The 20,629-nt window shown below is 72.4% G+C and carries 17 protein-coding genes and 1 riboswitch; of the genes, 9 read left to right on the top strand and 8 right to left on the bottom strand.

Features of this window, described 5'->3' with window-relative positions; all coding sequences use genetic code 11:
* The first annotated feature begins 66 nt into the window (after positions 1–66).
* The 4 genes from CG736_RS15195 to CG736_RS15180 are packed head-to-tail and all read left to right on the top strand — an operon-like array spanning position 67 to position 4,784.
* Positions 67–1,017: a carbohydrate ABC transporter permease gene (locus tag CG736_RS15195; RefSeq protein WP_100586766.1), complete on the top strand. Its 951-nt coding sequence runs from the start codon at positions 67–69 to the stop codon at positions 1,015–1,017.
* Positions 1,018–1,073: 56 nt separating this feature from the next.
* A complete protein-coding gene (locus CG736_RS15190; RefSeq protein WP_100586765.1) occupies positions 1,074–1,976 on the top strand; it encodes a sugar ABC transporter permease in 903 nt (300 codons plus the stop codon).
* Between the two features lie 41 nt (positions 1,977–2,017).
* Complete coding sequence (locus CG736_RS15185; protein ID WP_100586764.1) at positions 2,018–3,736, top strand: glycoside hydrolase family 13 protein; 1,719 nt, start codon at positions 2,018–2,020, stop codon at positions 3,734–3,736.
* A 25-nt stretch (positions 3,737–3,761) separates the two neighbouring features.
* A complete protein-coding gene (locus CG736_RS15180) occupies positions 3,762–4,784 on the top strand; it encodes a LacI family DNA-binding transcriptional regulator (protein ID WP_189271146.1) in 1,023 nt (340 codons plus the stop codon).
* 61 nt (positions 4,785–4,845) lie between these two features.
* Here CG736_RS15180 and CG736_RS15175 read toward each other — a convergent pair whose 3' ends face one another.
* From CG736_RS15175 to CG736_RS38605, 3 genes are all read right to left on the bottom strand, one after another.
* A complete protein-coding gene (locus CG736_RS15175) occupies positions 4,846–6,762 on the bottom strand; it encodes a long-chain fatty acid--CoA ligase (protein WP_100586762.1) in 1,917 nt (638 codons plus the stop codon).
* A 129-nt stretch (positions 6,763–6,891) separates the two neighbouring features.
* Complete coding sequence (locus CG736_RS15170; protein WP_100586761.1) at positions 6,892–7,092, bottom strand: hypothetical protein; 201 nt, start codon at positions 7,090–7,092, stop codon at positions 6,892–6,894.
* A 124-nt stretch (positions 7,093–7,216) separates the two neighbouring features.
* Positions 7,217–8,470: a transglycosylase family protein gene (locus CG736_RS38605; protein ID WP_157815596.1), complete on the bottom strand. Its 1,254-nt coding sequence runs from the start codon at positions 8,468–8,470 to the stop codon at positions 7,217–7,219.
* A riboswitch (cyclic di-AMP (ydaO/yuaA leader) is annotated at positions 8,457–8,628 on the bottom strand. Its footprint overlaps the gene before it by 14 nt.
* Positions 8,629–9,105: 477 nt before the next feature.
* On the opposite strand from CG736_RS38605, the gene CG736_RS15160 reads away from it, so the two are divergent.
* Positions 9,106–11,139, top strand: a complete 2,034-nt coding sequence (locus tag CG736_RS15160) for a hypothetical protein (protein WP_100586760.1) — start codon at positions 9,106–9,108, stop codon at positions 11,137–11,139.
* 93 nt (positions 11,140–11,232) lie between these two features.
* Here CG736_RS15160 and CG736_RS15155 read toward each other — a convergent pair whose 3' ends face one another.
* Entirely contained in the window at positions 11,233–12,132 is a 900-nt protein-coding gene (locus CG736_RS15155; protein WP_232734009.1) for a hypothetical protein, read from the bottom strand.
* 349 nt (positions 12,133–12,481) lie between these two features.
* On the opposite strand from CG736_RS15155, the gene CG736_RS15150 reads away from it, so the two are divergent.
* On the top strand, positions 12,482–12,721 hold the full coding sequence (locus CG736_RS15150) for a DUF397 domain-containing protein (protein ID WP_100586759.1): 240 nt from the start codon (positions 12,482–12,484) through the stop codon (positions 12,719–12,721).
* 228 nt (positions 12,722–12,949) lie between these two features.
* Here the strand turns inward: CG736_RS15150 and CG736_RS15145 are convergent, their stop codons facing one another.
* Complete coding sequence (locus tag CG736_RS15145; protein WP_100586758.1) at positions 12,950–13,474, bottom strand: ATP-binding protein; 525 nt, start codon at positions 13,472–13,474, stop codon at positions 12,950–12,952.
* Between the two features lie 418 nt (positions 13,475–13,892).
* On the opposite strand from CG736_RS15145, the gene CG736_RS15140 reads away from it, so the two are divergent.
* Positions 13,893–14,759 (top strand): helix-turn-helix transcriptional regulator, encoded by an 867-nt coding sequence (locus tag CG736_RS15140; protein ID WP_100586757.1) that lies wholly within the window; start codon positions 13,893–13,895, stop codon positions 14,757–14,759.
* A gap of 305 nt (positions 14,760–15,064) precedes the next feature.
* Here CG736_RS15140 and CG736_RS15135 read toward each other — a convergent pair whose 3' ends face one another.
* Positions 15,065–16,534 carry an MFS transporter gene (locus CG736_RS15135; protein ID WP_232734008.1) on the bottom strand — a complete coding sequence of 490 codons (1,470 nt, stop codon included), beginning with the start codon at positions 16,532–16,534 and terminating at the stop codon, positions 15,065–15,067.
* 88 nt (positions 16,535–16,622) lie between these two features.
* Between CG736_RS15135 and CG736_RS15130 the strand changes: the two genes are divergently transcribed.
* Positions 16,623–17,036, top strand: a complete 414-nt coding sequence (locus CG736_RS15130; protein ID WP_100586755.1) for a MarR family winged helix-turn-helix transcriptional regulator — start codon at positions 16,623–16,625, stop codon at positions 17,034–17,036.
* Between the two features lie 59 nt (positions 17,037–17,095).
* Here the strand turns inward: CG736_RS15130 and CG736_RS15125 are convergent, their stop codons facing one another.
* Complete coding sequence (locus CG736_RS15125) at positions 17,096–18,046, bottom strand: M56 family metallopeptidase (RefSeq protein WP_043913011.1); 951 nt, start codon at positions 18,044–18,046, stop codon at positions 17,096–17,098.
* A 161-nt stretch (positions 18,047–18,207) separates the two neighbouring features.
* Positions 18,208–18,795 (bottom strand): DUF5134 domain-containing protein, encoded by a 588-nt coding sequence (locus tag CG736_RS15120; protein WP_369880202.1) that lies wholly within the window; start codon positions 18,793–18,795, stop codon positions 18,208–18,210.
* Positions 18,796–19,139: 344 nt separating this feature from the next.
* On the opposite strand from CG736_RS15120, the gene CG736_RS15115 reads away from it, so the two are divergent.
* Positions 19,140–20,540, top strand: a complete 1,401-nt coding sequence (locus CG736_RS15115) for a DUF6421 family protein (protein ID WP_100586753.1) — start codon at positions 19,140–19,142, stop codon at positions 20,538–20,540.
* Positions 20,541–20,629 lie beyond the last annotated feature (89 nt).

Raw genomic sequence — 20,629 nt, 5'->3', positions numbered from 1 at the left:
CCCGTCAGACCACACAGCACCAGTCGCCGAGGCAGGCGGCGGACCTCCTGGAGAAGGTGTCAACCCATGGCAGTTGCGGTCGTTCAGCGCATCAGGCTGTCGTACTCGAAGTACTGGTACGCGTACGCGATGGTCGCGCCGGTCGTGGTCGTCCTCGGGGCGCTGGTCGGCTACCCGCTGGTGCGCGGCTTCTACCTGACCCTGACCAACGCCACCAGCCTCAACGTGGGCCGCCAGATCGGCGTCAACCACATACCCGACAGCTTCGACTTCGTCGGCCTCGACAACTACGCGGACGTGCTGTGGGGGCCGACCGCGTACGACCGGTTCTGGTCGCACTTCATCTGGACCGTCGTCTGGACCGTGACCTGCGTGGTCCTGCACTACAGCATCGGCCTGGGCCTGGCGATGCTGCTCAACCGCAAGATGCGCGGCCGCAGCGTCTACCGGCTGGTCCTGATCCTGCCCTGGGCGGTGCCGACCTTCGTCACCGTCTTCTCCTGGCGGCTGATGCTCGCCGACGGCGGCGCCGTCAACGGCCTGCTGTCGATGCTGCACCTGCCCGAACCCGGCTGGCTGTCCGACCCGTTGGCGCAGAAGTTCGCCGCGATCCTGGTCAACACCTGGGTCGGCGTGCCGTTCATGATGATCTCGCTGCTCGGCGGCCTCCAGTCGATCCCGGCCGAGCTGTACGAGGCCGCCGAGATGGACGGCGCCACCGCCTGGCAGCGGTTCCGCCACGTCACCCTGCCCGGCCTGCGGACCGTCTCCTCCACCGTCGTGCTGCTCGGCGTGATCTGGACCTTCAACCAGTTCGCCATCATCTTCCTGCTGTTCGGCTCCGGCGCCCCCGACGCGCAGATCCTGGTCACCTGGGCGTTCCGCCTCGGCTTCGGCCAGCAGCCCGCGGACTACGCGCAGTCGGCGACCTACGGAATCCTGCTGCTCTCCATCCTGATCGTCTTCACCGGCTTCTACCGCCGCTGGACGGCCCGCGTCGAGAAGGCCAACGGATGAGCGCCGACGCCCGGATCGGAACCGAACCCCAGCCCAAGGACCAGGCAGGTAGCCCGATGACCCTCACCGCCGACCGCCCCGCCACCGACGACCCGGCGCCCGCCGGACGACCCGTCAAGGTCCGTCCGCGCGGCGAGTCCTCCCGGCTGGCCTCCGTGCTCTCGCACGGCACCCTGATCGTCGCCAGCCTGATCGCCCTGTTCCCGGTGCTGTACATCGCGTACATCTCGCTGGGGCCGGACGACATGGACTACCTGCACCCGGCGAAGATCATGGACAAGGCCACCCTCGCCAACTACGGCCGGGTGCTGGGCGACACCGGCTTCCTCACCTGGTTCGGCAACTCGGCCATCGTGGCCGGCGGCACCACGCTGATCGGCGTGCTGATCGCCGCCACCACCGGCTACGCGGTCTCCCGGATGCGCTTCCCCGGCTACCGCCCGCTGATGTGGGCCCTGCTGGTCACCCAGATGTTCCCGATCGCCGTGCTGATCGTGCCGATGTACTACATCCTGTCCAACCTGCAGATGCTGGACAGCTACACCGGCCTGATCCTGGTCTACGCGACCACCACCGTGCCGTACTGCGCCTGGCTGCTGAAGGGCTACTTCGACACCATCCCGGTGGAGATCGACGAGGCCGGCCGGGTCGACGGGCTGTCGCCGTTCGGCGCCTTCTGGCGGCTGATCCTGCCGCTGGCCCGCCCGGGCCTGGCGGTGGCCGCGTTCTACTCCTTCCTCACCGCGTGGGGCGAGGTCGCCTTCGCCTCCACCTTCATGCTCTCGTCCAGCAAGTACACGCTGGCGGTCGGCCTGGCCTCGTTCGTCAGCGAGCACGACCACCAGTGGCAGCTGATGGCCGCCACCTCGGTGCTCATCGCCATCCCCGCCGCGGTCGTCTTCTACCTGGTGCAGCGTCACCTGGTGACCGGTCTGACGGCCGGCGCGGCGAAGTCCTGAACCTCCGTCACCTTCCACAGCACCCAAGGGATGACTGTCCAATGACCCAGAACCTGGCCGACGCCTCCCGGCCCGCCGCCGTTCCCGCCGCTCGGACGACTGCTGCGACCACCGGGGCCTCCAGAGGCGGCTGGTGGCGGGACGCGGTCATCTACCAGGTGTACCCGCGGAGCTTCGCCGACGGCAACGGGGACGGCATGGGCGACCTGCCCGGCATCCGCAGCCGCCTGCCCTACCTGCGCGACCTCGGCGTGGACGCGGTCTGGCTCTCGCCGTTCTACGCCTCCCCGCAGGCCGACGCCGGCTACGACGTCGCCGACTACCGTGCCGTCGACCCGATGTTCGGCACCCTGCTGGACGCCGACGGGCTGATCCGCGACGCCCACCAGCTGGGCCTGCGGATCATCGTCGACCTGGTCCCCAACCACTCCTCGGACCAGCACGAGTGGTTCCAGCGGGCGCTGCGCGAGGGCCCCGGCTCCCCGCTGCGCGAGCGCTACCACTTCCGCCCCGGCAAGGGCGAGAACGGCGAACTCCCGCCGAACGACTGGGAGTCCATCTTCGGCGGCCCGGCCTGGACGCGCAGCGACAACCCCGACGGCACCCCCGGCGAGTGGTACCTGCACCTGTTCGCCCCGGAGCAGCCCGACTTCAACTGGGACAGCCCCGCGGTCGCCGACGAATTCCGCTCCATCCTGCGGTTCTGGCTCGACATGGGCGTCGACGGCTTCCGGATCGACGTCGCCCACGGCCTGGTCAAGGCCCCCGGCCTGCCCGACCTCGGCAGCCACGACCAGCTGAAGCTGCTCGGCAACGACGTCATGCCGTTCTTCGACCAGGACGGCGTGCACGCCATCTACCGCAGCTGGCGAAAGATCCTCGACGAGTACCCCGGCGACCGGATCGGCGTCGCCGAGGCCTGGACCCCGACCGTCCAGCGCACCGCCAACTACGTCCGCCCCGACGAGCTGCACCAGGCGTTCAACTTCCAGTACCTGGGCACCGAGTGGGACGCGGCGAAGCTGCGCGAGGTGATCGACCTGTCGCTCGACTCGATGCGCCCGGTGCAGGCCCCCACCACCTGGGTGCTGTCCAACCACGACGTCACCCGGCACGCCACCCGGTTCGCCAACGAGCCCGGCCTGGGCACCCAGATCCGCACCGCCGGCGACCGCGAGCTCGGCCTGCGCCGGGCCCGCGCCGCCACCCTGCTGATGCTCGCGCTGCCCGGCTCCGCGTACCTCTACCAGGGCGAGGAGCTCGGCCTGCCGGACGTCACCGACCTGCCCGACGAGGTCCGCCAGGACCCGTCGTTCTTCCGGCAGGCCGGCCAGGACGGCTACCGCGACGGCTGCCGGGTGCCGATCCCGTGGTCCGGCGCCGAGGCGCCGTACGGCTTCGGCCCGACGGCCGGCGGCCCGAGCTGGCTGCCGCAGCCCGCCAGTTGGGCCGGGCTGTCGGTGGAGGTCCAGACCGGTGACCCGACGTCGACGCTGGAGCTGTACCGCTCCGCGCTGGCCGTGCGCCGCGCGCAGCCCGCGCTCGGCGCCGGCACCGAGGTCGAGTGGCTGGCCGCCCCGGAGGGCGTGCTGATGTTCCGTCGCGAGTCGGCCGAAGGGTCGTTCGTGTGCACCGTGAACGCCACCGGGGAGAGCGTCACCGTTCCCGCGCCCGGCCGGCTGCTGCTGTCCTCGGCGGCCGTGGCGGAGTCCGAGCAGACCGAACTCCCGGCCGACAGCACCGCATGGTGGGCGGTCTGAGGTGGTTGCAATAGGCTCTGGGATCGTGACTACGGCGCGACTCTCCGACATCGCGGCGCAGGCGGGGGTCAGTGAGGCCACCGTCAGCCGCGTTCTCAACGGTAAGGCGGGCGTCTCCGCGACCACCCGGCAGACGGTGCTGGCCGCGCTGGACGTGCTCGGCTACGAGCGACCCACCCGCCTGCGCCAGCGCAGCGCCGGGCTGATCGGCCTGATCACCCCGGAGCTCAGCAACCCGATCTTCCCGGCGCTCGCCCAGGTCATCGAGCAGGTGCTCAGCCGGCACGGCTACACGCCGGTGCTGTGCACCCAGACCCCGGGCGGCTCCACCGAGGACGAACTCGTGGAGATGCTGGTGGAACGCGGCGTGGCCGGCATCGTGTTCGTCTCCGGACTGCACGCCGACACCACCGCGGACCACGACCGGTACGCCAAGCTGTCGGGCCGCCAGGTCCCGTTCGTGCTGATCAACGGCTACAGCGAGAAGATCGCCGCGCCGTTCATCTCCCCGGACGACCGGGCCGCGATGTGGATGGCCGTCCAGCACCTGGTCGAACTCGGCCACGACCGGATCGGGTTGGCGGTCGGCCAGAAGCGGTTCGTCCCCGTGCTGCGCAAGATCGAGGGCTTCACCGCCGCGCTCCAGCAGCTCACCGGGCGCACCGCCGACGAGGCCGCGGAGCTGGTCCACCACACCCTGTTCAGCGTGGAGGGCGGGCACGCCGCCGCCCAGGCGCTGCTCGACAAGGGCTGCACCGCGATCGTCTGCGGCTCGGACATGATGGCGCTCGGCGCGATCCGCGCGGTGCGCCAACGGGGCCTGTCGGTGCCGCAGGACGTCTCGGTGGTCGGGTTCGACGACTCGCCGCTGATCGCGTTCACCGAACCGCCGCTGACCACCGTCCGCCAGCCGGTCGAGGCGATGGCCACCGCCGCCGTCGACGCCCTGCTGGAGGAGGTCGGCGGAAACCCGGGACAGCGCTCCGAGTTCATGTTCCAGCCGGAGCTGGTGATGCGCGGCTCCACCGGGTCGGGTCCGCGCAACTGACGGGTGTTCCACGGCGCTTGCGGCCCCCGCTCGATGGCGGAGCGGGGGCCGCGGCGGCGTTTCAGCCGTAGAGCTGCTCGATGTCGCGCCGGTAGGCGGTGCTGACGGCCTGCCGGCGGACCTTCAGCGACGGGGTGAGCAGGCCGCGTTCCTCGGTGAAGTCGCCGCCGACCACCCGCACCCGGCGGATCGACTCGGCGCGCGAGACGGTCGAGTTGACGGCCTGCACCGCTTCGGCGAGCGAGGCCAGCACGGCGGGGTGGGCCGGGACGGCGCTGCTCACGTCCACGGTCCTCGCGGTGGGCGTCGGCGGCTGCTGCCGCAGGAACTGCTCCACCGCCTCCGGGTCCAGGGTGAGCAGCGCGCCCACGTACGGGCGGCCGTTGCCGACCACCAGCGCCTGGCTGATCAGCGGGTGGGCGCGCAGCCGGTCCTCCAGCGGGCCGGGGGAGACGTTCTTGCCGCCGGAGGTCACCAGGATCTCCTTCTTGCGGCCGGTGACGGTCAGGTAGCCGTCCTCGTCGAGTCGCCCCAGGTCGCCGGTGGCGAACCACTGCTCCCGCTCGGCCGGCTCCGCCCCCAACTCGTAGTAGCCGTCGAAGACCTGGCCGCCGCTCAGGAACACCTCGCCGTCCTCGGCGATCCGCACCGCACTGCCGGGCACCGGCGGGCCGACGGTGCCCGGGCGGGGCCGCAGCGGCGGGTTCACGGTGGACGGGCCGGTGGTCTCGGTCAGCCCGTAGCCCTCGTACACCAGCACGCCCGCGCCGGCGAAGAACAGCAGCAGCTCCGGGTCGATCGAGGAGCCGCCGCTGATCGCGTACCGGATCCGGCCGCCCATCGCCTGCCGCACCCGGCGGTACACCAGCGCGTCGTACAGGCGGTGCGCGAGGCGCAGCGACAGCGGCACGGGGCCGCCCTCGCCGGCCAGCGCGGCCAGTTCGGCGCGGGCGTGGCGCACCGCGACCTCCGCCGCCCGGTCGAAGACCCGCACCGCGCCCTTCGCCTGCGCCTCGGCCCGGCCCAACTGGTGGATCTTCTCGAACAGATAGGGCACGCCGACCAGGAAGGTCGCGCCGAACGCGGCCAGGTCGGGCCGGAGCTCGTCGGGCTTCAGGGACGGGCTGTGGCCGAACCGGATCCGGCCGAAGACGCAGGTCACCTGGATCATCCGGCCCAGCACGTGGGCCAGCGGCAGGAACAGCAGGGTGGACGGCGTCTCGCCGGTGGCGGCGGTGAACACCGGCTCCAGCAGGGCGTGGCAGTTCGCCGCCTCGGTGAGGAAGTTGGCGTGGGTGAGCAGGCAGCCCTTGGGGCGTCCGGTGGTGCCGGAGGTGTAGATCAGGGTGGCCTCGCTGTCCGGGCCGAGCCCCTTCCTGCGCCGCTCCACCTCCCCGGCGGGGACGGTCCTGCCGAGCTCGCCGAGGGCGGCGACGGCGTCCTCGTCCAGCCGCCACAGCGGCACCGTGCCGCCGGTGCGGGCGATCGCCACCGTCAGCACCTCGGCGGTGCCGGCGTCCTCCGCGACCGCCAGCACCGCGCCGGAGTCGCGGAGGATCCACTCGGCCTGCTCGATCGCGGAGGTCGGGTACACCGGCACCACGGACGCGCCGGCCGCCCAGGCCGCGAAGTCCAGCAGCGTCCACTCGTAGCGGGTGCGCGACATCAGGACGATCCGCCCGCCGGCCCGGACCCCGGCGGCGATCAGCCCGCGGGCGGTCGCCGCCACCTGCTCGGCGAACTGCCGGGCCGTCACCTGCTGCCAGCCGCCGTCCGGCCGGCGCCTGGTCAGCACCTCGGCGTCCGGCGCCTGCTCGGCGTTGCGGAACGGCAGGTCGGCGAGGCTGCCGGCGTCCGGCGGCGGCACCAGGTGCGGGGTGCGGGCTTCGACGACCCGGCCGTCGGAGCGCAGGACTTCGACGGGCGCACGGTCGCGCAGATGCTCGGCGCGGGCGGCCCGGGCGAGGGGGTGTGCCATCGGCGAACTCCCTTGGGTGGGTGGGGGTCCGCCCAGGGTAGGGACTCGGCCGCGAACTTACTAGACGGTAAGTTCCTTGACAGTAACAGGATTTGACGGGTTGCCGACCGGCCCCGCCCGCCGGGTCGCTCAGCCCTCCTCGACGGACGGCGCCGGGCCGGCGAACCGCTCGCCGTCCCGGCTGCCGCCGGTCCGCGCCCGGGTGCGCCGACCGGTGGACAGGCAGTCGCGCACCAGCAGCTCCACCGCGTCCTGCGGGCTGCTCACCCCGAGGCGCATCATCACCTCCAGCGCGAGGTCCGCCTCCAGCGTGATCGTCACCTTCGCCATCGCACCGCTCCCCGGTCTCGGCACCGCTTCCGGCCGAGAACAGGCCGCTGCCCCCGGAGCCGACCAGGGTCTCCGAGGGCAGCGGCGTTCACCGTGCGGTGCGTGCGGCGGGGGCTTCCGGGTGTCAGACCCGACCGGCGAAGTCCGGCGCCCAGTTGGCGATGGTCTCGGTCCGCACACCGGACTTCGGGTTGGCGGCCTCGACGTACTTGCCGTCGCCGATGTAGATCGCCACGTGGTAGACGCCCGAGTTGGCGCCGTTGTTCGACCAGAACAGCAGGTCGCCCGGCTGCAGGCTGTTCAGCGAGACCCGGGTCGAGTAGTCGGCCTGGTCCGCGGCGACGCGCGGCAGGCTGATGCCGGCCTGGCGGAACGCCGCCTGGGTCAGGCCCGAGCAGTCCCAGCCGCCGTTGCCGGTGCCGCCGTAGATGTACGGCTGGCCGACCTTGGACAGCGCGAAGTCGATCGCCGCGGCCTTCGACCCGGTCGCCTTGACGGCGGCGGTGGTGGTGGCGGTGGTCGTGGTGGTGGCGGCGGGCTTCGCGGGGGTGCTCGGCTTGGCCGGGGCCGGGGTGCTCGGCGCCGGGGCGTCGGTCTTCCGGTTCGAGCCGTTGGACGAGGACTTGCCGGCCGGCGCGGACTGCTTGGCCGGGGCCTGGGCGACGGCGACGTTGCCGAGCGCCAGCTGCTGACCCGGGTAGATCATGTCCGGGCCCTCGGCCAGGACGGAGCGGTTCAGCTCGTACAGCTTCTCCCAGCCGCCCTCGACGTTCTGGCGCTGGGCGATGGCGGACAGCCAGTCGCCCGCCACCACGGTGTAGCTGCCGGAGGCCTGGGGAGCCTGCTGGGCCTGCGGCTGGGCCTGCTGGCGCTGCTGCTGGGGCTGGGTCTGCTTCGGGGCCTGCTGGACCTGCGGCTGGGCCGGCTTCGGCGCGGTGTCCTGCGACGGCTTGGCGGCGGTGGAGCCCGCGGAGGTGTCGACCTGCGGGGCGCCGCCGCCCTTGGTCAGACCGGCCTGGACCGAGCACACCGGCCAGGCGCCGGGGCCCTGCGAGGCCAGCACCTTCTCGGCGACGGCGATCTGCTGGTCCTTGGTGGCCAGGTCGGCGCGCGGGGCGAACGCGGTGCCGCCGAAGGCGGCCCAGGTGGAGGCGGTGAACTGGAGGCCGCCGTAGAAGCCGTTGCCGGTGTTGATGGACCAGTTGCCGCTGGACTCGCACTGGGCGACCTTGTCCCAGGTGGCCACCGACGCGGCGGAGGCGGTGCCGGCCGCGAGGCCGGGGACGGTGAGGCCGATGCCCACGACACCGGTGGTGGCGATCAGACGGCGGGCGCGCTTGGCGCTGACGGGCAGCATGAAGATGCGTTCCTCTCCCACGCCTGCGAGGTGAGCTGTCGGATTCGGGCTGGAGTTGCCCGGCCGCGCGCACCTCTCGGTGCGCCCGGCTTCACCCCTAGCCCCGGACCGGTCCGTCAGGACCGCCCCAGGGCGACTTACCTGGTTCCCCCGCCCCTGCCGCGGTGCGTTTCGCATGAGCCGGCACACCCGGCGGCAGGACTCGGCGTTCCGGGTGAGCTGGGTCCGTGTGTCCACGAACGTGGGCAGGAGATTAAGCGGATTTAAGGACGATTAGCAAATTTCCGTGACGGCTGCCGCTGCTCCCGAAAAAACGATCAAGGGATTCCCGGCGAAATCCGCTGCGCGCTCCGAGAACTGCTGCGCCGTCAGGGAATTGGTGATCTTGTGTCCGATTTGGGATGGTATGCCGCTTCGTGAGCAATTGTTCATCTTGGGGGCATTTGCGATCGCCTCGGCCGGGTGGTTTGAACCGTTCTGTCCGACTGTCGGCAACGGGTGGTGAAATTCCGTCCGCTGACATTTCTGTCGAACTGACGAATGACGATACGTCAGAATGCTTAACCGTCCCCGAAGTCGCCGATATCCGTCCGGCCCGCCGCCTATGCTGCCCCCGACGATTCGGAGTCCCTGCGGGTGTTCGGGAGGCGGCCATCGTGGAGCAGTGGGAGAACGGGCGGCACCGGCGGCCGCTGCTGGGGCGGCGGCGGATGCTGACCTGGCTGGCCGTCGGGACGGTGACGGCGGTCGGCGGGGGAGCGGCGCTGCGGCAGTCGCTGGCCGGGGCGGCGGTGACGGCGGCGGGCCCGCCGCCGACGGCGGCCCCGGCGGCGCTGGACGAGAGCGGACGGAAGTGGTCGGACGCCAAGGGGTGGGGCGGCAGGGCGCCCGGGCCGGGGAGTGCCGTGCGGATCACCGACAAGGTGGTGCTGGACGCCGACGCCCGGGTCGGCTCGCTGCTGATCGACGCCGGCGGCTCGCTGGTGTTCGCCAAGGACCGCTCGCTGACGCTGGAGAGCGGGGGCAACGTCGAAGTCCGTGGCGTCCTGGCCCTCACGCCCGACCCGGCGCACACCCACATCCTGCGCTTCCCCGACATCGACGAACACCGCTTCCAGGGCGGCGGCATGACCGTCGTCGACACCGACACCGGCCTGTGGGTCACCGGCAGCGGCTACCTCCGGCTGGACGGCGCACCCCGCACCGCCTGGGTGCGCGCCGCCGCCGAGTTGAAGGCCGGCGACACCACGGTGCGACTGGCCGCGGACCCCGAGGGCTGGCAGGCGGGCGACGAACTCGCCGTCACCCCGACTGCCCCGCCCGACGCCGCGGACTTCTCCACCTCCTACGACCTGGTGACGGTCCAACGGGTCGACGGCCGGACCGTCACCCTCACCGCGCCGCTCCAGCACGCCCACCCGCGGGTGAGCGCCGGCGGCGGTGCGGTGTTCGGCGCGGAGGTGCTCAACCTGACCCGCAACGTCCGGGTCGAAGGCACCGAACAGGGCCGGGCGCACGTCCACCTGACGTCCAGCCGTCCGGCCGACCTCCGGCACGCCGCGCTGCGCCGGGTCGGACCGCGCGCCGCCGGGAAGGAGAGCTGGAACGGGCAGCCCGTCACCGAGCCGGTGCTCGGCCGGTACGGGCTGCACTTCCACATGCTGCTGGACACCTCGCGCGGCACCGTGGTCGAGGGCGTCGTGGTCCGCGACGCCGGCAGCCACGCGTTCGTGCCGCACAACAGCCACGGCATCACCTTCCGCGGCTGCATCTCCCACCAGACCTGGGAGGACGCGTACTGGTGGGACGGCCCCACCGACACCCGCACCCCGCAGATCCCGTCCGACGACATCGCCTACCTGGGGTGCGTCGCCTCCCGCACCGTGTACGAGCCCAACCCGCGCGGCTACCGGCTGACCGGCTTCAGCCTCGGAGCGGGCACCGGTTCCACGGCCCGGGACTGCGTGGCCGTCGGCGTGCAGGGCGCCACCGGTGCGTCCGGGTACGAGTGGCCGGAGAACAGCGAGGGGGTGTGGACGTTCGAGAACTGCCTGGCGCACAACAACCTGGAGGACGGCATCTTCGTCTGGCAGAACTCCGAACACCCGCACACCGTCACCGGGTTCGCCGCCTACCACAACGGCGGCTGGGGCATCGAGCACGGCGCCTACCTGAACGACTTCGGCTACCGCGCCTCGGTGCTGTACGGCAACGCCGCCGGCGGGATCGCCGTCCACGCGCTCGGCCGCGACAAGGGCACCGTGTTCGACGGGCTGCTGATCGACGCGGCCGGGCAGTCCGACTACGCCGTGGCCACCCTCAAACACCAACTCGACGGCGAGCAGGTCACTCTGAGCCGCAGCCGACTCACCGGCCACCGCAAGGCCGGCGTGGCGTTCCGGGCCACCGCCGACGGCAAGCCCGACGACATCGCAGTGCTGGACTGCGAGTTCGGCGACGGCCCCGAACTGTGGCTCGACCCGGACGCGCCCGCCCCCAAGCAGATCCTGTTCCGCAAGGCCGGGCAGTCGGCGGCCGTCGCGCTCGGCAAACCCGCCCCCGGGCTCGCGGCCGGGCCGTGGAACGCCGCCACCAGCCCCGCGACCGCGCCCACCCCGCCCCGTCAGGTCGCGCTGCCCGCGCTGAAGTTCACCGACAGCGCGCCGCGGACCGGGCGCGTCACCGGCTGAGCGCTCCCCCTCCCGACAGGAGGGGAGAGACTGCGACGGGCGGGAGCGCGTCGATGCGCTGCTCCCGCCCGTCGCGTTCCATAGGACGGCGCGTCAGCGCGCCGCGTGCGCCCCCGGCGTGGTGCGCTGCTCGGCGGCGGCGGCCTCGGCGGCCTCCAACTGCTCCTGGGTGGGCTCGGGGAGCGCCGCCAGGTAGCTGGAGGCGATCAGCTGGGCCACCGTCGGGTAGGCGCCGATCGGGGCGGCGCTCGGGCAGCCGGTCTCCTCGGCGGCCGCGGCCAGCAGCTCCGGGTCGGCCTCCGGGCCGATCACCAGCGGGGCCAGCGCCGGGCGCTCGCAGCCGGTGGCCTTCAGGTGGTTGACGGCCGCGGCGACCGAACCGGCCACGTCCAGCGCGGCCGGGACCACCGGCACGGCGAGCCGGGCGGCCAGCAGCACGCCGGTGATGCCGGCCGCGGCCGCGGCCTCCTCACCACCGGTGGTGGTCAGCACCACGCCGTCGGCGGCGGTGGCGATCGCGAACAGTCGGGCGCGGTCGGCGCGGGCCAGGTCCGCCTCGGACAGGCGCACGTGCACCGCCTCGGCCAGCAGCGGGTGCGGGCCCAGCGGGTCCAGCACCTGGGCGCCGGTCTCGGCGGCCGCCTTGTGCAGCTCCGTCAGGAACTCGTGCGGACCCGGCACCAGCGGCAGCACCACCGGCGCGGCCAGGCCGGCCTCGGCCGCGGCGCCCAGCAGCTCGGCCACCGTCGGAGCGTCCTCGCCGCCCAGGTAGGCGGCCGTCACCTCGATGCCCGGCTGGTCGCCGCGCACGACGGACAGCAGCTCGTCGACGACCGGGCGGGTCTCCGGCCCGGCGACGGCCGGAACCGCCAGCACCAGGGCAGGCGAACCGGCCATGATCTCGGGGCGCTCGGGACGGCGGTGGCGCCCCCGCGCACGGGAGCCTGGCGTACGGACGGGCAGTGGCGCGCCCGGGATGGCTGCGGTGCTCATGGGCCAGATCGTAGGACATTGCCCAGCGTGCCTTGCAGCCGGATACCGGCAGCGGGCGGCTTTCCGCCAGGAAGTGACGGTCATCACAGCGCGAGTTGTGACTGGCTGTGAGGCGTGGGGCCGGGCGTTGATGATCGACAACGTGCTGACGGCCGTGTGCGGACGGTCATGGGGCGATGGTCGATTTGATCGGCTGTGTCCGCTTACGCACCGTCAATTGCGGCCCTGTGAAGACTTGGTGGCGGCATTGGCACGGTCTTCTGCACGGGAAATTTCCCATGCTGATGCACGTGCAGCCGAGCTATCATCACGTCAAGTGAGGCATTCACCAGGGTCTGGGGAGAAATCAATGGGTGAGGCGTACAACGGCATCGCGGCGGCGGACCTCGACGTGGTCTGGCAGAAGAGCCGGTACAGCAACTCGAAGGGGAACTGCGTGGAGTTCGCCGCGCTGCCGGGGGGCGGCGTTGCGATGCGCAACTCGCGCTTCCCCGACGGCCCGGCGCTGGTCTACACCCGCGCGGAGATCGACGCGATGCTGCTCGGCGTGAAGGACGGGGAGTTCGACCACCTGGGCACCGCGCTCTGACGGTGCGTCAGGGACGATGCCCCCGGGCCGTCGTGGGAGATCCCACGACGGCCTTCGTGTTTTCCGGGCGTCCCGGCCGGCCTGCTCGGCGTGTCGGGCTGTTCGACCTGGCCGACCCCGTTCGACCCGACGAGTCGATGGCGGCGGGCGGTGCGGTCGGGCTTCCGGGCGCAGACGTGGGCGGACGTGCGCAGGAGCAAGGGGAGTGGCGGTCAGGCGGATTGGCGGTCAGGCGGAGCGGCGGTGTCGACCGAGGTTCGGCAGCGGGGGTTCGGCCACCGTCTCCGGTCCGCGGGCGTCGAACAGCGCCCACACCACCTTGCCCGCGCCCGCCAGCGGGTGCCAGCCCCAGGAGCGGGAGAAGGAGTCCACCAGGTGCAGCCCGCGACCGGACTCCGCCACGAAGTCGGCCTCCCGGGCGACCGGGCCGGTGCTGGACGGGTCGCTCACCGCGCACACCACCTGCGGGGCCCGGTGCACCAGGCTGATCCGGATCGGCAGCGAGCCGGCCGCCAGCTGCGGAGCGAGCTGGGTCGGCACCCGGGACGGCTCGCGCTGGCCGAGTGCGTGCCGCAGCGCGTTGGTCACCAACTCCGAAGCCACCAGGGCGACATCGTCGAAGAGGTCGCCGAGGCCCCAGTCCTCGAGGGTGGTCCGGGCGAACTCCCGCGCGGTGCGTACGGCTTCGAAGCGGGGAGCGAGTGTGCAGCTGACCACATGCGGGTCGGTCGCCAGGGCCGTACCGGTGCTCATGAAGAGCTCCTCCCATAAGGGGGCGGACACGGCGGGACCCACCGGGGTCATGCCGGTCACCTCCGACTCGCTCGGCCGCTCTGCCGCCGCGTCCGACCGTTGCGCGCACACGCAAGTACCCAGCGACGCACGGGCGTTGCCGGGACGGGTGTGCGGAATCGCGCAAGCTGTCGACGCGGAGCCCGCGGGGTTGCCAAGGGCGTGCAAGTGCACGTGCACCATGGTCCTCTGCGCTCACGGCAGATGCAAGAGTCGATTCACGTGCAGTCGTGCGATTGGCATATGCATGCACCGGATGCACGTGCAAGATGGTGTCTGCGCATCAGAACCGGTAGCCGAGCGCATCACTACCGGCACTCAGTGCGTCCAAGTGATGGCAGACTGTGCAACTGGTCTTTCCGAGTGGAGGTTTGGTCAGATGACCACAGTGCAGCCCGGTGGGGGCTCGATGGTGCGCCGCATCCTCCTCGGCTCCCAGCTCCGCCGGCTCCGCGAGGGTTGTGCGATCAGCCGGGAGGACGCCGGCTACGCGATCCGCGCCTCGGAGTCCAAGATCAGCCGGATGGAACTCGGCCGGGTCTCCTTCAAGGAGCGCGACGTCGCCGATCTGCTCAGCCTCTACGGGCTGTCCGGCGGCGCGGAGCGGGAGACCCTGCTCGCCCTGGTCCGCGAGGCCAACAAGTCCGGCTGGTGGCACAGTTACAACGACGTCCTGCCGAACTGGTTCCAGACCTACATGGGGCTGGAGGAGGCCGCCGCGCTGATCCGCACCTACGAGGTGCAGTTCGTCCCCGGCCTGCTCCAGTGCGACGAGTACGCCCGGGCGATCTTCGCGCAGAACCGGCCCGCGCTCGCCGACGACGAGATCGAACGCCGCGTCGCGCTGCGCGCCCGGCGGCAGAAGCTGCTCACCGAGGGCCGCGGCCCGAAGCTGTGGGCCGTCATCGACGAGGCCGCGCTGCGCCGCCCCGTCGGCGGCCCCGAGGTGATGCGCGCCCAGCTGGAGCACCTGGTGGACCTCGCTCAACTCCCCAGCGTGGTGCTCCAGGTGATGCCCTTCCGGTTCGGCGCGCACGCCGGCGAGAGCGGCGCGTTCTCGGTGCTGCGCTTCCCCGAGCAGGACCTGCCGGACGTGGTCTACCTGGAGCAGCTCACCAGCGCGCTGTACCTGGACAAGCGCGACGACGTGGACGAGTACGTCCAGGTCATGGAGCGGCTCTGCGTGGACAGCCTGACCCCGCAGCAGACCCTCGACCTGCTCCAGGGCATCCTCAAGAACCAGTGACGAAAGGGCCCGGCGGTGCCGCGCGGGCCGACCGGGACTGACGGAACGTCAGGGGTCGGCCCGCGCAGCGGCCGCCGGGCCGCAGTTCGGTATCGGGGTGGCGAACCGGATTGACCGGGGCCCGGCAAGCTGCCATGGTGACTGCGCCGCCGTCGGCCCCGCCCCGCTCGGGCGCGGACCGGGCGGCATTCCGGCTCCACCAACACGGGGGTTTGGTGGAGCCGGCCCCGACCTTCGGCCCTGACTTTCACCGGCCTGCGCGATGGCCCCGCGGCCCGGCTCACGGGCGCCGGCCCTGCGGGTGTTCAACGCTCCGACAGCACCTCCTGCTCCAGCGGCCGGTACTGGTAGTCCGGCACCGAAACCGGCTCGGCGGCGGCCCTGGCGCGGCGGCCGCGCAGCGCGCCGGTGAGCGCGATCAGCAGCCCGAGCGTGGTGGTGCCCGTCACCAGCAGCAGGGCGGGCCGGTAGCCGGCGAGCTGGGCGTGCGCGTCGGTGCCGGTGCCGGTGCCCGCGGTGAGCACCGCGGTGGTGACGGCCAGCACGATCGCGCCGCCGACCTGGAGCGAGGTGTTCACCAGGCCCGAGGCCAGACCCTGCTCGTCGTCCGGCACGCCGTTGGTGGCGGCCACATTGATGGAGGGGAAGCCCAGCGCGAAGCCCGCGCCGATCAGCAGCATGCTCGGCAGCACCAGGCCGAGGAAGGAGCTGTGCTCGTCCAGCCGGAGGAAGAGCGCGTAGCCGAGGGCCATCGAGGCGACGCCGACCGGGAGCACCCGCTCCGGGCCGAACCGGTCGAGCAGCCGGCTGACCGAGCCGGCCGAGAAGGCGACGATCGCGCCGCCGGGCAGCAGGCCGAGCGCCGTCTCCAGCGCCGACCAGTCGAGCAGCCGCTGCAGGTAGAGCGTGGCCACGAACTGGAAGCCCGCGTAGGAGCCCATCAGCGTCAGCGCCGTCAGATTCGCCCGGCGGACGCCCGCGTTGCGGAAGATGCCGAGCCGCACCAGCGGGTGCGCGGTGCGCCCCTCGATCAGCAGGAAGGCCGCGGCCAGCACCGCCACCAGCAGCAGTGAGCCGAGCGTGCGCAGCGACAGCCAGCCCACGCCCTGCGCCTCCGTGACCGTGAAGACCAGCAGTAGGACGGCGGCGGTGCCGGTGATCGCGCCCGCCACGTCGTAGCCGCCGGAGGTGCGCTGCTCGCCGTGCTGGCGGGGGAGCAGCTTGATGCCGGCGAGCAGGGCGACCAGTGCGATCGGCACGGGCATCAGGAACGTCAGCCGCCAGCCGGCCGACGTCAGCAGCCCGCTGATGACCAGACCGAGCGAGAAGCCGGCGGCGGAGCAGGTGGTGTAGATGGACAGTGCGCGGTTGCGGGCCGGGCCCTCGGCGAACGTGGTGGTGATGATGGAGAGGCCGGCCGGGGCAGTGAACGCGGCGCTGATGCCCTTCAGGAAGCGGGCGCCGATCAGCAGCGGGCCGCTGTCGACCAGCCCGCCGAGCAGCGAGGCGCCGGCGAACACGGCCAGGGCTATCAGGAAGACCCGGCGACGGCCGAGCAGATCGGCGGCACGGCCGCCGAGCAGCAGCAGACCGCCGTAGCCCAGGACGTAGCCGCTCACCACCCACTGCAGGGCGGAGTCGGAGAGATGCAGATCGGCGCCGATCGAGGGCAGGGCGACGCCCACCATCGAGACGTCGAGGGCGTCCAGGAACATGGCGGCGCAGAGCACCACCAAGGCGCCCCAGATGCGCGGGGTCCATCGCGTGTCGGTCATGGCACCGTACGCTACATGCATGTGCATGGGATGCAAGTGCATTTAATGCGGCTGCAACAGATGCGTACGCATGTGCTAACGTGGCGGCGTGACCGACCTAGATCCGGATCGTGACCCCGCGGTGGAGACTGCGCTGGCCGAGAAGTGGCGCGCCGTGCTGGCCAGCCACGCGGCCACGTCCTGTGCGATAGACCGCGAGCTCGGCGAGACCTTCGGGATCGGCGTCAGCGAGTTCGAACTGCTGGAGCGCCTCTGGGAGTTCGAGCAGGAGGAGCACCTGTCGGGCTCGCGCGCCCAGGTGCTCTCCGGCAGCGTGCACCTCAGCCAGAGCGCGTTCTCCCGGCTGGTCGCCCGGATGGAGAAGTCCGGCCTGGTCCGGCGCTCGATGTGCGAGGACGACCGCCGCGGCATCTTCATCACGCTCACCGACGAGGGCCGCGAGCGCTACCGCAGGGCCCGCCCCGTGCACCGCCGGATCCTCGCCGAGACGCTGTCGGACTGACCGGGCGGCCGCGCGCCCCCGGGCATCCGGGGGGGGGGGGGCGGCAGGGGCAGCCGGGTTCAGAACAGCGTCGACAGCCCGGGCGCGGCCGCGATCAGCGCGGCCGTCACGGGCGCGGCCAGTGCCGCCAGCGTCCAGGCCAGTCGGGCCCGCCGCGGCAGCCGGGGCTCGCCCAGCAGCAGCCGGTCCACCCGGGCGGGGGACTGCGCCAACTGCCGCGGCGGGCAGGACGCGAACACCTCGCTGTTCAACTCCGCGAGCGCCAGCGCCGTGGTCACCCGCCCGTGCCGGCGCGCCGCCCGGTCGTCCGCCGCCAGCTCCACCAGCACCGCCACCTGGTCCCGGAACGCGGAGAACACCTCCACCCCCGGAAAACCCGTCGCCAGCGCCTGCGCACACTGCGCCAACCAGTGGTGCCGGGCCCGGACATGGCCCCGCTCGTGGCTCAGCACCGCCGCCAGCTCCCGGTCCGAGAGCTGCTGCAGCGCCCCCGTGGTCACCACCAGCCGGGCCCGCGGCCCCGGCAGCGACCAGGCCTGCGGCCGGACGTTCTCCAGCACCACCAGCGGCTCCTTGGCCGCCGCCCGTCGACGCGGCAGCAGCGAGGCCGGCAACTCGGGGGCCCGCCGCACCAGTTGCGCATGGCGGTGACCGCGCTCCGCGCGGGCCGAACGGATCTCCCGGGCCAACGACAGCGCCGTCCACAACCCGCCCGCCGCCAGCACCGCCGCCGACAGCCGGCCCCACCCCTCCCGGCCCGCCAGGCCGTACGCGTCCGCCACTCCGTCCGGGGCGCCCGAGAACACCACGTCCCGCCAGGCGGGCAGCGCGGCCGCGCTCGCCAGCAGCAGGCTCAGTACGCAGCACAGCAGCACCGCGACCACCAGCATCTGCCACACCAACAGGGCCAACACCGGTTCTCGCTCGGGCCAGCGGGCCCGGGCCAGGCGGCTCGGCGCCACGGTGGCGAGCAGCAGTCCGAGCAGCAGCAGGCTCAGCAGTGCCGTCATGGCAGGGGCTCCCCGAGGCGGGATTCGAGGCGCGGCGATGCGCTTCCCCCCAACCTATGCCGCCTCACGCCGACGGGGAACGGCCGGGCGCGTCCAGTGACCAACACCACGTCGCCACAGGGTTTCGGACGGCCCGTCAGTCGCCCGGCCCGGCCGGCGGCTCACATGGTCAGCAGCATCGCGAACATCCCGATGCCCATCGCCGCCCGACAGGCCCGCGGCAGCGGCGCCGCCACCGCCGGACCGCCCGCCGCGATCACCCGGCTGCCCTCCCACAGCGCGTACCCGCCGAAGTACACCAGCAGCAGCCCCGTCACCACCGGCAGCCCGGCCGGCCCCGCATGGTGCCCGGCGTGCCCGCCCGGCGGACCGCCCGCCATCGCCAGCGCCATGTACGCCATCGCCAGCGCGCCGATCCCGTGGTGCAGCCGGTGCGCCCGCAGCCCCGCGCCGCGCCCGGCCAGCGCGCCCACCAGCAGCACCGCCGCCAGCAGCGCGTACGGCCAGCCCCAGGCCACGCCCGGCAGCAGCGCCATCCCCGCCATGCCCAAACCCATCGCGGCCTCCAGCACGTCCGACTCCGGCCGGGCCGACCGGCCGTCCCCGCACGTCGCGGCGGCCCGTACGTCCCGCCTCGCATGCCGCACCCGCCACCCGCAGTAGCCGCCGCTGCCCATGGCCAGCGCCGCCAGCAGCCAGTTCACCAGCACCGGACCGTGCATCGCCTCCCCCTCCGGCCGGATGTGCACGCCACCCCACGGTCACCGATCCCGACCGGGCGCAGCAGGGCGTGAACAGGGGCGCACCGAGGCGCGGCCGGGCCTGCACCGGGCGTGGAGCGGTGCCCGGCGCAGCGCCTCGCGCGGCCGACGGTGACGGAGCGGAAGCCCCCGGTGGCGGGCCGTTCGGGTGCGGGGCAGGGTCGGGCGTACCGGAAGCGACGCCGGATCTGTCCGTTTCATCCATCCCGTCAGGGAGCGGCACCGGTCGCGCTACGAACTGGAGTGTCCGCCGTCAAGTTGCCCTTGAGCCGGAAGACCTTTCGCATTTAACGTGGTCTTGTCGAAATAACTCCTGTCGAAGTGAGCCTGTGATGCAGAATCTTTCGCCGACTCTCGCGGCCGCGGGTGACACCCCCACCGCCGACCTTGCCGGGCACCCGGCCTGGCTGCGCCTCAAGGACGCCGTCGAGGCCCTCCGTCCCCTGCAGTCCAAGGACGGCTCGATCGACCTCGCGACCGTGCCGCGCCCCACCGTCGACCCCCTGGTCGAGACCGTGCAGGCCGCCGTCGCCGAGCTCGCCCCGCACTTCCCGCACGACGCCGAGTACCTCGCCGCCGTCCGGGCCGACCTCGCCAAGTGGGCGGACACCGGCTACCGGGAGCCCGACTTCCTGGACTCGCTGATGGCCTTCCGGCCCGAGGAGCGCCGCGCCGACGGCATCGGCCACCTGGTGGTCTTCCCGATGTACACCCAGAACGGCAACCCCGACCGGAACCTGGAAGCCGTCCTGCTGAAGGTCGTCTGGCCCGAGTGGATCGCCGAGCTGGAGAAGACCCGCTTCGACAACCCGGGCTACCTCGGCATCACCTTCGACGACTTCACCGCCGGCTACGACACCAACTCCGCGGTGCTGTTCCCCGAGACGGTGGCCGTCCGCGAAGCGCCGGAACGTTTCACCTGGGGCGGCATCTTCTGCGACCGCGAGGCCGCCCGCTTCCGCACCGTCTCCACCAGCGCCGTCCGCCAGCTCGGCCTCGACATCCCCGCCGACGCCGCGAGCCTGCTCCAGGACCAGGACCGCGTCCAGCAGACCTTCGTCCTGTGGGACCTGGTCCACGACCGCACCCACAGCCACGGCGACCTGCCCTTCGACCCGTTCATGATCAAGCAGCGCAGCCCGTTCTGGATGTACGGCCTCGAAGAGCTCCGCTGCGACCTGAACACCTTCAAGGAGTCGGTCAAGCTGGAGGCCGAGGGCTACACCCAGGGCCGCGACGTCCAGTACGCCGTCCTGTTCGACCGGATGTTCCGCTTCCCGGTCACCGGCGACCGTGTCCGCAACTACGACGGCATGGGCGGCCAGCTGCTCTTCGCCTACCTGCACAAGCACGACGCGCTGCGCTGGCGCGACAACCGCCTCACCATCGACTGGTCGCGCGTCGCCGAGGTCACCAACCAGCTCTGCGCCGAGATCGAGACCCTCTACCGCGAGGGCATCGACCGGCCCAAGACCGCCCACTGGATCGCCGCCTACGAGCTGGTCTCCAAGTACCTCACCCCGCACCCTGCCTCCACCTGGGCCAAGGGCCCCGAGGCGCTCCCGCTCGACCTCGCCGACGACAAGGCGCTGCGCAAGGCGCTGTGCGACGCCGTCCACCCCGACGAGTTCCCGCTCAGCATGTTCTACGAAGCCCTGTCCAAGAAGCTCAGCCGGGTCATCGCCGACACCAAGGGCATCACCAGCGCCGACGTCGAGGAGATCGCCGCGTGACCACCGCACCCCGTACCGAGACCGGCCGCCCGCTGGCCGGCAAGGTCATCGCCGTCGCCGGAGCCAGCGGCCCCGCCGGCCAGGCCACC

It is taken from the genome of Kitasatospora sp. CB02891 (genome assembly GCF_002803145.1).
GTDB lineage: Bacteria > Actinomycetota > Actinomycetes > Streptomycetales > Streptomycetaceae > Kitasatospora > Kitasatospora griseola.
The sequence above is the reverse complement of the archived record's forward strand: the minus strand, read 5'-3'. Positions and strand labels throughout refer to the sequence as shown.

Coding starts and splice junctions, on each gene's coding strand:
- CG736_RS15150 (WP_100586759.1), top strand. CDS start 12,482: ATGGGTGAGGCGTACAACGGCATCGCGGCGGCGGACCTCGACGTGGTC.
- CG736_RS15195 (WP_100586766.1), top strand. CDS start 67: ATGGCAGTTGCGGTCGTTCAGCGCATCAGGCTGTCGTACTCGAAGTAC.
- CG736_RS15135 (WP_232734008.1), bottom strand. CDS start 16,534: ATGACCGACACGCGATGGACCCCGCGCATCTGGGGCGCCTTGGTGGTG.
- CG736_RS15125 (WP_043913011.1), bottom strand. CDS start 18,046: ATGACGGCACTGCTGAGCCTGCTGCTGCTCGGACTGCTGCTCGCCACC.
- CG736_RS15155 (WP_232734009.1), bottom strand. CDS start 12,132: ATGAGCACCGCAGCCATCCCGGGCGCGCCACTGCCCGTCCGTACGCCA.
- CG736_RS15140 (WP_100586757.1), top strand. CDS start 13,893: ATGACCACAGTGCAGCCCGGTGGGGGCTCGATGGTGCGCCGCATCCTC.
- CG736_RS15175 (WP_100586762.1), bottom strand. CDS start 6,762: ATGGCACACCCCCTCGCCCGGGCCGCCCGCGCCGAGCATCTGCGCGAC.
- CG736_RS15190 (WP_100586765.1), top strand. CDS start 1,074: ATGACCCTCACCGCCGACCGCCCCGCCACCGACGACCCGGCGCCCGCC.
- CG736_RS15170 (WP_100586761.1), bottom strand. CDS start 7,092: ATGGCGAAGGTGACGATCACGCTGGAGGCGGACCTCGCGCTGGAGGTG.
- CG736_RS15185 (WP_100586764.1), top strand. CDS start 2,018: ATGACCCAGAACCTGGCCGACGCCTCCCGGCCCGCCGCCGTTCCCGCC.
- CG736_RS15115 (WP_100586753.1), top strand. CDS start 19,140: ATGCAGAATCTTTCGCCGACTCTCGCGGCCGCGGGTGACACCCCCACC.
- CG736_RS15145 (WP_100586758.1), bottom strand. CDS start 13,474: ATGAGCACCGGTACGGCCCTGGCGACCGACCCGCATGTGGTCAGCTGC.